The organism is Pseudomonas sp. MTM4, from assembly GCF_019355055.1.
Lineage (GTDB): Bacteria > Pseudomonadota > Gammaproteobacteria > Pseudomonadales > Pseudomonadaceae > Stutzerimonas.
In genome coordinates this window covers 283,998-297,648 of the sequence record NZ_CP048411.1, presented here as the reverse complement: position 1 = coordinate 297,648, position 13,651 = coordinate 283,998, and the positions used below count along the sequence as shown (strand labels likewise).

Genomic DNA, 13,651 nt, shown 5'->3' with positions numbered 1-13,651 from the left:
TTAAGCGCGGGATGGTATCACAAGGCGGGAGGTCGCTGGAGGCCGGAGGCGTAACGAAGAAGCGCTCGCCGAGGCCACAAAATTCAATTACTGCCGCCCCTAGCCTCCAGCCGCTTTAGTCATCTTGCACCTTAATGCAACCGTTTACGGCTCATCAGGGCCGCGAGTTTAGCCGCGCTTGGCCGCTCGACGACGCCCTTCTCGGTCACGATGGCATCAATGAGATCCGCCGGGGTCACATCGAATACCGGGTTGAAGGCATCGACCTCCGCCGCCAACCGTTGGCCGTTCACTTCCAGCAACTCGCTGCCGGCACGCTCCTCGATGGGAATGTCATCACCAGATTCCAGCTCCATGTCGATGGTCGAACTGGGCGCCACGACCATGAATCGCACCCCGTGATGCATGGCAAGTACGGCGAGCTGATAGGTACCGATCTTGTTGGCGACGTCGCCATTGGCGGTGATCCGGTCGGCCCCGACAATCACCCAGGTGATACCTCGCGTTTTCATCAAGTGCGCGGCAGCCGAGTCGGCATTCAACGTAACCGGCACGCCTTCGCCGGCCAGCTCCCATGCGGTCAGCCTTGAACCCTGCAGCCAGGGACGGGTTTCATCGGCATAAACGCGTTCGACAAGCCCTTCCAGATGCGCAGCACGGATCACGCCGAGGGCAGTGCCGAAACCACCGGTGGCAAGCGCACCGGTATTGCAGTGGGTGAGCAGGTTTTGCGGATTGCCTTGGTGCTTGCGGATCAGGTCGACGCCGAACTGCGCCATGGTGAGATTGGCTTCGCGGTCACTGTCGTGAATGGAGGTCGCCTGAGCCTCGGCTGCGATCAGCGGATCTTCGCCCGACTTCAAACGATCGAGCCGTTCGCGCATCTGATTCAATGCCCAGAACAGATTGACGGCGGTCGGACGTGAGCCGGCAAGCACCTCAAAGTCTGCTTCCAGCGCCGCGCGCCAGTCACCGCCCTCGGCGAGCCGCGCCCTGAGTCCCAGAACCAGTCCATACGCCGCGCTGATTCCAATCGCCGGAGCGCCGCGCACAACCATCTCACGGATAGCCTTGGCGACAGCCGCAGCAGAATCATAGGTGTGCCATAGCTCTTCCAGCGGCAGTTTGCGCTGGTCGAGCAAACGCAGCTGCCCGTCCCGCCACTCGATAGCCTTCACCTTTTCTGCGGCCAACAAGCGTTCGCGCATGGCAATCCTCTCTGTTCTTGACTAGCACCCCGGATCACCAGGGATAGTACCGGCCCGCTCATGGCTACGAGCCGGCGCATGAAAAAGCCCGGTCATCCTCGAGCCGGGCTTCAACATTCGGCATGAATATGCAGCGTCATTCGACCTCGCACTCATACCCGGGCGCGAATCCTAATCGACTGATTTTTTCAGCACAAGCAAAGCTCATCTGCCGCACTCGATACGGAGCGGATACAGTGATCAGCGGCATTAGGCGGATGGCGGCGGCTACGTTCTGGATTTCAGTTTTAGTTTGAAAAAGCGTTCTTCATCGTTTCATCTTGACCTGTAGTCGACAGCCAGAATACTGTACTGATATACAGTATTAGGATTATTCACTGCCATGACGTCCGTGGTCGCCCTCAACCACCTGATCGATACGCGCCGGCTCTGGCGCGGCCAGACCAAAGTCCTTACACCTAACGCCCAGCCAACCGGGCATGCTGCGCTGGATGACGTATTACCCGGCGGCGGCTGGCCTGAATCGGCATTGAGCGAGATTCTCTTCGCCACTACCGGAATCGGCGAGTTACGCCTGCTTTGGCCCACCCTGGCGCGCCTCACCGCCGCCGGCGAGCGCGTAGTGCTGGTGGCTCCGCCCCATGTGCCTTATCCCCAGGCCTGGCTGACTGCCGGCATAGATCTGCGTCAGCTGTTCATTATCAACGCACGGGGCCGTGACGCCTTGTGGGCTACCGAACAATGCCTGCGCTCGGGCAGTTGCGGTGCGGTGTTGTGCTGGCCGCAACAGGTCGATGATCGCGCTCTGCGCCGACTGCAGGTCGCTGCCGAAACAGGCCAGACATTGGCCTTCGCTTATCGTCCGCTACGCGAAGAGATCAATCCGTCCCCAGCGGCGCTGCGCCTGGCTTTCGAAAACCGACCGGCGCAACTGCGCGTCCTCAAGTGCCGAGGTGGCCTGGCCAGAACGCTCCCCATTCCCGCTGCGGCGTTGGGCTGAGGTCCTCATGCTTTGGGTCTGCATATTGCTGCCTCAACTGGCCATGGACGGCGTGCTGCGAGGCCGAGACGATGCTGAATCGCCGCTGGCGCTCTTGAGCGGCACACCACAACGCCGCGTGCTGCAGGCAGTCAACCCCGCTGCACGGGCTCTGGGCCTCAAGCCAGGACAATCGTTGATCGCTGCCCAGACGCTGACTCACGCCTTCGCCACGGCTGAATATGACCTGGCGTCGATCGAGCGTTGGCAGCAATTTCTCGCCGCCTGGGCCTATGGCTTTAGCTCGCAGGTCAGCCTGCACTATCCGCGTTGCCTGCTTTTGGAAGTGCAATCCAGTCTCGGCCTGTTCGGCCCCTGGCCTCGCTTGGAGGCACGCCTGCGCGAAGAATTGAACACGCTGGGTTTTCAGCATCGCATTACCCTGGCGCCAAACCCTGCCGCCGCGCGAGTCCTGGCCAACGCGCATGACGGTCTGGCGGTGATGGATACCGAAACGCTGCCTGGCGTGCTCGCTGCATTGCCGGTAGAGCGCATCGGAGTGCCCCGTGAAGTGGCAACCGCCCTTGCGCGCATGGGGCTTCGGACCCTTAAGCAGGTGATTGAAATGCCACGCGATGGTTTGACACAGCGATTTTCAACCGGCGCGCTGAAGCACATCGACACCCTACTCGGCCATCAACCACTGGCGCTGGACTTTTATCGACCGCCAGATGTGTTCGATGCCCGGCTTGAACTGAACTTCGAAGTCGAGTCGCATCAGGCATTGCTATTCCCGCTGCGACGCCTGACAGCCGATCTCGCCGCCTACCTGGCCGGACGCGACAGTGGCGTGCAGCGCTTCGCTTTGCACCTGGAACACCGCAACCTGACAGACAGCCAAGTACCGGTCGGCCTGCTCAGCGCCGAGCGTGATCCGGCCATGCTGTTCGAACTCACCCGTGGGCGCCTGGAAAACTTGCAATTACCGGCCCCGGTATTGGCGATCCGCCTGACAGCACGCGAGCTACCCGCCTTCACCCCAGCGCACCGCGAACTGTTCGAAGAACGGCCACAGCAATCGTTGCCCTGGGAGCAACTGCGCGAACGTCTGCGGGCCCGGCTGGGTGACGATGCCGTGCAGGGACTCGGCGCTCGCTACGACCATCGCCCTGAGTGCGCCTGGCAGCCGCAGCCTGGCCGGAACGAACCTCCATTCAGCACCGCTCCACGCCCCGGCTGGCTGCTGACCGAATCGAAGCCGTTGCACGAAGCCTCATTGCGCATTCTCGCGGGCCCCGAGCGAATCGAGTCCGGCTGGTGGGACGGCGGTGACGTGCGCCGCGACTATTACCTGGTGGAAACCCGCTCAGGCCAGCGTGGCTGGGCCTTTCGTTCGATCACGGACGGGGGGCCGCTGTCGTTGCACGGTTGGTTCGCATGACAGCCGACTATGCCGAATTGCACTGCCTGTCCAATTTCAGCTTTCAACGGGGCGCCTCCAGTGCCCGTGAATTGTTCGAGCGCGCCGTCCGCCTTGGTTACCGGGCCTTGGCCATCACCGACGAATGCACCCTGGCCGGCATCGTGCGCGCCTGGCAAGCCTCGAAGGAGGTTGGCCTGCCATTGATCATCGGCAGCGAGGTTCAGATCGAGGGCGGACCGAAGCTCGTTTTGCTGGCGGAGAACCTGACCGGCTACCAGGCACTATGCCGGCTGATCACCCGCGCCCGACGCCGCGCGGAGAAAGGTCGCTATCAGCTGCTGCCTGAAGATTTGAGCAAGCCGGTAGATGGGCTGCTGGCTATCTGGCTCGCCAAACAAGCTGACGCTGATGCTGATGCTGAGGGTCGCTGGCTTCACGAGCGCTTCGGCGAGCGCCTCTGGCTGGGTATCGAACTGCACCGCGGACCCGACGACAGGCTGCGTCTGGAGCAATGGCAGGCCTTGGCTGCGCGCCTGAACATCCCTGCTGTGGCGTGCGGCGATGTACATATGCACGCCCGCGGCCGTCGCGCCCTGCAGGACTGCATGACCGCAATTCGTCATCACTTGCCGGTATCCGAAGCCGGGCGCTATCTGTTTCCCAACGGCGAACGGCACCTGCGCCAACGCGAAGACCTGGCCCAACTCTATCCACCCAAGCTGCTCGACGAGACGCTGCGCATTGCCGAGCGGTGCCAGTTCACGCTTGACCAATTGCGCTACCAATATCCCCACGAATTGGTGCCCACCGACCATAACGCCACCTCCTGGCTGCGCAAGCTGGTCGAGGACGGCATCCGCCAGCGCTGGCCGGACGGGGCAACGACGAAAGCCCGCGCACAGATCGAACATGAGCTGCAACTGATCGCTGAACTAGAGTACGAGAGTTACTTCCTCACGGTACACGACCTCGTTCGCTTCGCCCGCAAGCACAAAATTCTCTGCCAGGGCCGCGGCTCGGCGGCCAATTCCACGGTGTGCTTCGTGCTCGGCATCACCGAACTCGATCCAGCGCACACCAGGCTGCTGTTCGAGCGCTTCCTCTCGCGTGAACGCAAGGAGCCGCCGGATATCGACGTCGACTTCGAGCATGATCGTCGAGAGGAAGTCATCCAGTACGTATTCCGCCGCTACGGTCGTGATCGCGCAGCGCTGACCGCCGTGGCCAGCACTTACCACGCCACAGGTGCTCTGCGCGACGTGGCCAAGGCGCTCAGCCTGCCGTCGGATCAAATCAATGCATTGGCCGATTGCTGCGGACGCTGGAGCGACCGGGTTCCCGACGATGGGCGTCTGCGCGAAGCCGGCTTCGACCCCGACAGTCCGGTGTTGCGCCGGGTATTGGTGCTGACGGGTGAATTGATCGGCTTTCCCCGTCACCTGTCCCAACATCCAGGCGGCTTCGTCATCTCCGAACATTCGCTGGAAACACTGGTACCGGTCGAAAACGCCAGCATGGCCGAACGCACCGTGATCCAGTGGGACAAGGACGATCTCGACCTGGTCGGACTGCTCAAAGTCGATGTACTCGCCCTCGGCATGCTCAGCGCCCTACGCCGCTGCTTCAACCTGATCGAACGCTATCGTGGCACGCGCTGGACCATAGCCACCCTGCCCCAGGAAGACCGGGCAACCTATGACATGATCAGTCGCGCCGATACCGTCGGTGTGTTCCAGATCGAATCGCGGGCACAGATGGCGATGTTGCCGCGGCTGCGCCCCAGAACCTTTTACGATCTGGTGATCCAGGTCGCCATCGTGCGGCCGGGGCCGATTCAGGGCGACATGGTTCACCCCTACCTACGTCGGCGCAATGGTGAGGAACCCGAAGATTATCCTTCCGAAGAACTGAAGCCGGTTTTCGAACGCACCCTCGGCGTGCCGCTTTTCCAGGAACAGGTGATGGATCTGGCGATGGTTGCAGCCGAATACACCCCTGACGAGGCCGACAATCTTCGCCGTGCCATGGCGGCCTGGAAGCGACATGGCAGCCTGGAGCCGCATCGCATACGGCTGACCGAACGCATGCTTGCCCGTGGCTACAAAGCTGAATTCATTGCCCGTATCTTCGAGCAAATAAAAGGATTCGGCAGCTACGGCTTTCCCGAATCCCATGCCGCCAGCTTCGCCCTGCTCGCCTACGCCAGCAGCTGGCTGAAATGCCACGAACCGGCTGCCTATGCCTGTGCGTTGATCAACAGTTGGCCCATGGGGTTCTACAACCCCGACCAGATTCTTCAGGATGCTCGCCGGCACAAGGTGGAGATCCGGCCCGTGGATGTCCGCCACAGCGATTGGGATTGCAGCCTGGAGCCGAGCGGCAGCGAGCAACCGGCTATCCGCCTGGGCTTGCGCTTGGTACGCGGTTTTCGCGAAGCGGATGCACGACGCATCGAGGCGTCCCGTCAGGCTCGGCCATTTGCTGACACCCATGATCTATGCACGCGTGCCGGGCTGGATATCCGTGCTCGGGAGCACCTGGCCGACTCTGGTGCTCTGCGAGACCTCGCAGGCCATCGCCACCGGGCCCGCTGGGCGGTGGCAGGGTACGAGCCACAATTGCCCTTATTCGCTGGTCGACCTCCACAAAATGAAGTTCCGCCCCCCTTGCCGTTACCCACGGTCGGTGAAGATCTGCTGACCGATTACGCCACGCTCGGCACCACGCTGGGTCCACACCCACTGGCGCTGCTACGTGATCAATTGAGAGCAAAGCGCTGTCGCAGCTCTCGAGAGCTGGTCACCATCGAGCCTGGCCGCCCTATCAGCGTTGCCGGCCTGGTCATCGGTCGCCAACGCCCACAAACCGCCAGCGGAATCATCTTCGTCACGCTGGAAGACGAGTTCGGCATGATCAACGTCGTCGTCTGGCGCAACCTGGCAGAGCGCCAACGGCGCGTATTGATCCAGTCGCAGATGCTGCGAATCGATGGTCACCTGGAGTCGGCTAACGGAGTACGCCATGTCATTGCCGGACGCTTAAACGACCTCACAGCGTTACTGACAGGGTTGGATGTACGTAGTCGAGATTTTCAGTGACACGCGGCGATGGAAGTGCACATCAAGACCGTAACCGAGCAGAAGCCTCAACGATTGAGTCGCTAGGCCAAAATCAGCAAATACGTTCCGCCAGCCTTGATCTAACCCCAGCCACCTCGACCCCGCCGATTATCGCACCCGGCGTATTCCCAAGGCCGGGTTCGCTTCACGATCCCAATCAGGGAAGCGGGTTACCGAGACCAGGCTCGTTCGGGTCATAAATGTTTGGCTCGCTACCGCTAGGGGTATCTGAATCCGGCACACCAACCGGCCGTTCAGCCGGTTTTCCACGATTGCCAGGGTCTCTTTGCACGTCTGGATTATCAGTAATGAAATCCGGCTCGGGGGAGTGACTCGGGTTCTGACTTTGCCCTGGGACCGGCTGCTGATCATGGGGCCTGTCGAGTGGATCAATGCTCATGGGCTATCTCCGATTGAGTTTGATGGCTCTTACGTTTGAAATAACCCAACTATGTTCGTGCAGTCCGCACGTCGACTAATACGGCACCTGGCTTCGTGGAACTGTTCTGACTGTATCGAGCCGGTAGCCCCCCAGCACAAGGGGGCCGATTGCCGGATTGCGAAACGAAGCCACAAGGCTCGACTCAACACTCAACCATCAGGGTCTAACGACTATCCCAACGCCTCGACCACGAGGGTCCGACGCGGTTTGCAGCGTTTTTCCATCCACCCGTATCGCCTGGATATCACCCATAGACCAGCCCTGATCTTCAAGTATGTAGCCCATGGCCTTCAGCTCGTCCGCAACCTCGCCCGCTAACGGTGCGTAGGCGTCGTAATAGATAGTGTCCTTGGGCAGTAACTGATGATGTACGCGCTGTGCGGCCACGGCTTTCTCCAGGGGGAGGCCGAAGTCATAGACGTTGTTCAGCACTTGGAAGATGGACGTGAATATCCGCGAGCCGCCGGGCGTACCGAGCACCAGGCTTACCTTTCCATCGCGCGTGACGATGCTCGGGCTCATAGAAGAAAGCATGCGCTTGCCCGGCTCGATGGCGTTGGCATCACTGCCAACCACGCCGAAGGCATTTGCAACGCCCGGCTTTGCGCTGAAATCATCCATCTCATCGTTGAGCAGAAACCCAGCCCCCTGGACCACGACCCCGCTGCCGAAGTCCCAGTTCAGCGTGTAGGTATTGCTGACCGCATTCCCATCGGCATCGACGATCGAGAAGTGTGTGGTTTGCCGTGGTTCCAAGCCAGGACGCACCTTTTCGGTCGCAGAGATGGCCGAAGGGTTGATCTCGGCCGCGCGCTGCTCCAGATAGTCAGGAGCGATCAGTTGAGCTACCGGCACGTCGGAAAAGTCTGGATCGCCAAGATAGTCGGCACGGTCGGCAAAGACCCTCTTCTCGATTTCCGCCAACAAATGGATGTAGCGCGCCGAGTTCAGCTCAACCGCCTTGAAATCTTCAGCACGCCGTTCCTTGATGCCTATCAGCTGAGCCAGCGCAATGCCGCCTGAGCTGGGCAGCGGCGCGGTGTAGAGACTGTTGCCCTGCCAGTCAACGCGCATCGGCTCGCGCCACTTGATGCGGTAGTCGGCCAAATCCTCTTTGGTAATAAGCCCGCCGTCGCGCTGCATCTGGGCGATCAGTAGCTCGGCCGTCTTGCCTTTGTAGAAATCGTCGGCGCCTCGGTCGGCGATGCGCTCCAGCGTCTCGGCCAGCTCTGGCTGGCGGAAGTTAGCTCCTGGACTCATGGTGCCGAAGTAGTCTTCGAAATTGGTCTTGTCGTTGAAAAGCCCGATGGCGTCCTCACGGTACTGGAACTGCTGGTCGGCCACCTTGAAGCCTGCCCGCGCATAGCCAACTGCAGGTGTTATTAACTCGCTCCAAGGCAGTTTGCCAAAACGTCGATGCGCCTCCCACATACCCAATACGGTCCCCGGAACGCCCGCTGCCTTGGCGCCGACCAAACTGAGATTCTCGATCACCTCTCCCTTGTCATCGAGGTACATGATCTTGCTCGCTGCCTTGGGCGCGACTTCACGGTAATCCAGGAAATAGGGATTGCCGTTCATGTACAACGTCATGAATCCACCACCGCCGATATTACCGGCCTCGGGATAGGTAACGGCAAGCGTGAAGGCTGTCGCCACCGCTGCATCCACCGCGTTGCCCCCGTTCCTTAATACTTGCGCGGCGACCTTAGCGCTGTACTCGTCAGGAGCCGCGACCGCACCGCCTTCGAGGCTAGCTCCGAGAGCGGCATGACTGGTGACAACAACCGCCACACAAAGGGTCAGTTTGGATAGGTGGAGGGGATGCATAGTGACCATTCCTTCTTATTGTGATGAGAACGAGCGCCGGCTGCTTGGCAGGCGCTGGCTGATAGTCAGCTTAGAAGATAGGTGGGCACAGGGTGTCGCTCGCTGCAGACAGATGTCGGAACCGTCCGTTATGCGGATGCTGGTAGACAATCGGGGCAAGACGGAGAGGTGTCACGCCCGGACGTCCCTACGGCAATCCCGACGAGCGCCGCAACGCTATGCCTGTTCTTTACGTGAAAGGAAAATGTGTACTGGGGAAAGAAAGAAGGGTTCTGCTGGGCCAGTCACTCTGGTCCAGCTGGTTGCGGCCGCCAATAATGTCTGCCGACTCATGCGCACCCGCTCGATAAGAGGAGGCAGGATAGGAAAAAAGCCGGTTTACTCGGAAAATTACTAAGACAAAAACAACAAAGCCACCCGAAGGTGGCTAAGTTATTGAAGTATATGGTCGGGACGGAGTGATTCGAACACTCTACCCCTTGCACCCCATGCCGGAGGTCGACCCTATAAGACATTGATTTTAATAGGATATTTTTGAGCGCTCGCTGCAGCCAATGCTCTACGCTATCCGACGGTTTTCAACGATTCCCCGCAAAAGTCCCTAGTCGCCCCAACCATAATCCCCAGCGGCCGTCTCGCCCCCTCGGGCTTCCGTCCCGCGTGAGTTCGTGCCGATGTCCACACTCGTCGACCTGCGTCGATAGGCAGATCACCGTATGTCACACCGCGAGAGGTTGCACGAGGTGAAGGGACGGAACGGCCAGTCATGCAGAGCGATGACCAGGTTCGATGAAGCTGATAGCGAACCCGCACTCGGGTTCGCCCAACGCGGTATAGCTCGCGATGCCCGCAAGAGACTCTGTTAGAGCAACCGCAGCGGTCTCACCGAGAAGAAGCGAGCGAATCGGCTCAACAACCTTACGCCGTATATCGTCTGTCGTATTGATAGCGGACAGTCGCTGGCTGTAAAGCCAGAGTCCCTGAGGCGAGACACCTGGCCATCGCATCAGAATGCCGTCCTCAAGCACCGGAGCTTCACCAGAGAGCGGAAACCCCATGTAGTAACCCTGTGGGAAGCTGATGGGGTCATCCCACAGCCCTATGTGAAGCAATGGCTCGGAACAACCGCTGGCGGCGATACCATCACCGGCAAGGCTTATCTGAAAAAAAAGGTGGCTGCCCGGCTTGTGCTTGGGTCGGCGCGCCAGTGGCAGCGAGCCGCCGAACGAATAATACATACAGCCACTCGGGTCCTCCTGATAGGTTTCCACCCACGGTCCCGCGGACTTGTACATCCTACCGAGTTCGGCATCGAGCAACGCCGCACTTATCTCCTGCTTGAGCAGGTTGGACAGGTTGATGCTCTCTCTGTACACCCTGGCGAGAAACGCAACGCTCTGGGTTATCGAATTGCCAATATCTGTCATTTTTCCTCCCTTTTCATGGTTCCAGTCGCTTGAAAACGATCAATTTCCAGGCTTCCCGTCTGAGCCATACCAGAATCCGAGTTGTGCGGACGGAGTTGATAACGGCGGCACGAGGCTCCGGAAGCCTCTAAATGGATGTATCTGTAGCAGGCTCAGAACAGCCTCGATCTGCCTTGCCCACTTACCAAGCGGAGCGTCTGCGTTGTCCTTCAGTTCTTGCACGCCGTTCAGAACATCCAGCCACGAACGAAGTAGTAGGCGACCGTCCCAGACATCCTCGTCGGCCAGTGCATTCAAACCGTGACTGACCTCTGGAGCAATGAATACATGAAGCGCCTGCCGACGCTCATCCGGGGTGAGAAAGTCTTTCCATTGATTGTGAAGCTGACGCTCCCCGCTGAGCGGCGCGCGCCATTTGAATTCAACGAGCAGCAGCCGGCGAACGCCCTCGTCCCAGTGCAGGGACACCAGCAGATCCGGCTCGACATAGCCACGCGATACGGTCCGTCGCGGCCAAAACTCGACGCTGGCCCGCGACGGCTCGCCTTCAGGCCAGTCAGTTGGCGATCCGACAACCGTCCTCCACAGGCAAGCAACCGCCCCCGGACTGAAAAATGCCAGAGGCCCCATCAACAGGGCCGTAAGCTCGTCCTCCTCCATGACGCGCTTTTCGCCCGGCTCCCGATGGCCTAGGTAACGCTGGTACAAGCGGGTCTTTTTCCCGCTGATGGCATGCAGCATGCTGAGTCCTTGCAGTGCTTGGCATCTCGAATGCCCGATGGTAGATCGACGCAGCCAAACGAGCCGCGATGCCGAACGGCCATGTCGCACGGGCCGTGCCGAGTGTTAAATAGCCCCGCAACTTCAATTGCGCCTCCTTGGTCCGGGAGGAAGGATACGACGAGCCAATGCGTCAATCGCTCCCACGAAACCGCCAAAGCAACGAACTCCATACGCGGAACATTCGGTATCGGACGATATGTTGCCAAGCGGGGCGTATGCCTGTGGCGCTTGCGGGCTTGGTCGCTTTCCTTACCTACCCTGCCCTATTCAGGGGCGGCAACTCCCCGAACCGTGAGCAATATTCCTCTAGCGCCAGCCTCTCCGCCGTTCGAGGACAGTCCGACAGGGTGAATGAAACTACCAGGCGCTCATACGGAAAGGCTGCCGCGATTGAAGCGTGCCGCTTGTGGCGCGTTCCGCACTCATGACTTCGGGACACATATTCGGGTGCAATGCTTTTCTTTAGGCTGATGACGCGATCAAGAAAGGAGATGGCCATCCCAATGTACAGCGCGCCTTCAGGATCATCCCCCAGTAACCGCCGGACCGGGGTGATCACGTCGCTGCCTTCCTCTTGAAGACACGACAGCCTGTATACCCCTCCCGAACAACCGAAACTGAGTTTGATGCGATTCCAGAAATCTGCAGACGCGACCCGCAGCATCACTGGTGCCTCGGCTACCCCCCGCATGATCTGTTCCGCCGGATCGTAATTGCTCAGCATGTCTGCAGGACGCGCTCGACCGGACCCGGGACGACGCCGTTGAAAACCGGCAGGCCGGCACCCCCATGCGCAGAAGACGTACAGGAAGCTGGTTGTCCGGCCAGTTCGGCAGCGATCTCCTGCAGCGCTTGCGCTCGACGAGGATGGCCCTGTGCAAAGCGTGGATGCGTCGTACGCAGGCACAGCGTATCGCCGACGCGAAAGCGCCATAGCCGCTTCGGCTCGACCACGCAACTGCTTTCGATGCGCCCGTCGAAGCAGGCTTTCAGAAATCGGTCGTAACCTGCACCCGTGACGAACAGGATCGTACGGGGCTGCAGCAACTCTATCTGCCTAAGCAACAGCTGCCTGGATAGCTCCACTATCAGATCGAAGGATTTGCTTTTCCTGGGGGATCTGCCCTTGAAGCTGAGGGCGAACAGGTTATGCCAGGCCACCGAGCCCTCGACGGCAATCAGTTTCGCTACAGCCGCCCGATGAAACTGGCCAAACTTCGATCGCCTCGCAGGGCCCGCTAGCAATTCGCGGTGTCGGGTCATCGATCCGGTGACGTACTCGGCTAGTGGCGTGTCGTGGACCTTTCCGAACCCGCCGAGCCATCCCCGCGTCTCCTGCCCGACAACCATCAGCTTGACGGGGCCAGCGGGAGCAGACGGCAGAAAAATCCCAGCCAGGCCGTTATCGGTACCAACGAAACGCGTCAAGTCGAAATCTTCTATCAGCTCGACATAAGCCCGGGCGAGTTGTTCATCCGTTATAGCGCTCATCTATCCGCGTCCTTGCCAGGTCATGCTACTGAAGAAATGTCACATGATATCAACATGCCTTACCATCGGCACCGCAGGAAAGGGCCTGAGCCTGCGGCCAGCCAGATAGAGGTGGCATGTAACGCACCGTCAGTCCATCGGTGAAGGCAGGGATCGCAATGCTCATCAAATGCCCCGAATGCTCAAAGCCAATGACCTCAAGTTGGAGGCTGGCGTCAGTTGCGGCCACTGCAGGACGCAGCTGACCGGCCACAGTTACGCCAGGGTCAAACGATCGATCGGGACAATAGTGTTGGCCGTAGGCGCAGGGGCATTTGCCACCAAGAAGGCAGGCGACTATCTGAACTATACGAATCGGTACTCCATCCACGATGAGTATGCGATCGTCGAGATGTGCCTGCACTCTTCGCAGCGGCCACTTGCAACATACCAGTACATGGCCAAGCGGGACGACTGCATCTGCGCTTGACAGGGTGCAGAAATCACGCACTGTAGGCGACTTCAACAAGGACACCTCGTCCTACCTGGCGGCATTCGAGGCTGCTGCCGGCATCTGCAGGACGAGCATGCGCGCCTATCATGACGGGGGCCAGTATGCCGGGCTGGATTATGACGATGACTATGGGGGATCGCTGTACGTCGACGGCGACGAAGGCCTGAATATTCCTGCTATCGACTCCGAAGCGGATCTACGCGCGAAGGATGAAGCTAAGCGACTGTTTGAAGGGCTTGTTTTGCGGGACCGACTCCAACAAGGGAGATCGAGCAAAGCGGTCTCCCATTTAGGTCATTTCGCCCATATCGTTATGTTCTAGACCTATAAACTTGCGCGCGCTCAGCGTGCGCCCACATTGTGCTGTGATCTCGCCAACCGCCTGAGCCAGGGGCTAACCAGAGTCAGCCAACATATGGTTGCGAATACGAGCCAAATCAGTACGCTCAACTATGC

General features: G+C 59.8%; 9 protein-coding genes. 4 read left to right on the top strand and 5 right to left on the bottom strand.

Annotated elements, in window-relative coordinates; translation table 11 throughout:
* Positions 1-131 precede the first annotated feature (131 nt).
* Positions 132-1,208, bottom strand: coding sequence for an S-methyl-5-thioribose-1-phosphate isomerase (mtnA, locus tag GYM54_RS01420; RefSeq protein ID WP_181102146.1), 1,077 nt, complete (start codon positions 1,206-1,208; stop codon positions 132-134).
* 382 nt (positions 1,209-1,590) lie between these two features.
* On the opposite strand from mtnA, the gene imuA reads away from it, so the two are divergent.
* Genes imuA through GYM54_RS01405 form a run of 3 tightly spaced genes read left to right on the top strand, consistent with a single transcriptional unit; the run spans position 1,591 to position 6,708 of the window.
* Positions 1,591-2,208, top strand: coding sequence for a translesion DNA synthesis-associated protein ImuA (gene imuA, locus GYM54_RS01415; protein WP_181102148.1), 618 nt, complete (start codon positions 1,591-1,593; stop codon positions 2,206-2,208).
* A gap of 7 nt (positions 2,209-2,215) precedes the next feature.
* Positions 2,216-3,628: a DNA polymerase Y family protein gene (locus GYM54_RS01410; protein ID WP_181102150.1), complete on the top strand. Its 1,413-nt coding sequence runs from the start codon at positions 2,216-2,218 to the stop codon at positions 3,626-3,628.
* Positions 3,625-6,708, top strand: coding sequence for an error-prone DNA polymerase (locus GYM54_RS01405; RefSeq protein WP_181102152.1), 3,084 nt, complete (start codon positions 3,625-3,627; stop codon positions 6,706-6,708). The genes GYM54_RS01410 and GYM54_RS01405 overlap by 4 nt, the downstream gene beginning before the upstream one ends.
* A 619-nt stretch (positions 6,709-7,327) precedes the next feature.
* Here the strand turns inward: GYM54_RS01405 and ggt are convergent.
* From ggt to GYM54_RS01385, 4 genes are all read right to left on the bottom strand, one after another.
* On the bottom strand, positions 7,328-9,001 hold the full coding sequence (ggt, locus tag GYM54_RS01400; RefSeq protein ID WP_181102154.1) for a gamma-glutamyltransferase: 1,674 nt from the start codon (positions 8,999-9,001) through the stop codon (positions 7,328-7,330).
* A 764-nt stretch (positions 9,002-9,765) separates the two neighbouring features.
* Positions 9,766-10,428 carry a hypothetical protein gene (locus tag GYM54_RS01395; RefSeq protein WP_197444688.1) on the bottom strand — a complete coding sequence of 221 codons (663 nt, stop codon included), beginning with the start codon at positions 10,426-10,428 and terminating at the stop codon, positions 9,766-9,768.
* A 39-nt stretch (positions 10,429-10,467) separates the two neighbouring features.
* Positions 10,468-11,169 carry a hypothetical protein gene (locus GYM54_RS01390; protein WP_197444687.1) on the bottom strand — a complete coding sequence of 234 codons (702 nt, stop codon included), beginning with the start codon at positions 11,167-11,169 and terminating at the stop codon, positions 10,468-10,470.
* 759 nt (positions 11,170-11,928) lie between these two features.
* Entirely contained in the window at positions 11,929-12,702 is a 774-nt protein-coding gene (locus GYM54_RS01385; protein WP_197444686.1) for a hypothetical protein, read from the bottom strand.
* A 566-nt stretch (positions 12,703-13,268) separates the two neighbouring features.
* On the opposite strand from GYM54_RS01385, the gene GYM54_RS01380 reads away from it, so the two are divergent.
* Positions 13,269-13,517, top strand: coding sequence for a hypothetical protein (locus GYM54_RS01380; RefSeq protein ID WP_197444685.1), 249 nt, complete (start codon positions 13,269-13,271; stop codon positions 13,515-13,517).
* Positions 13,518-13,651 lie beyond the last annotated feature (134 nt).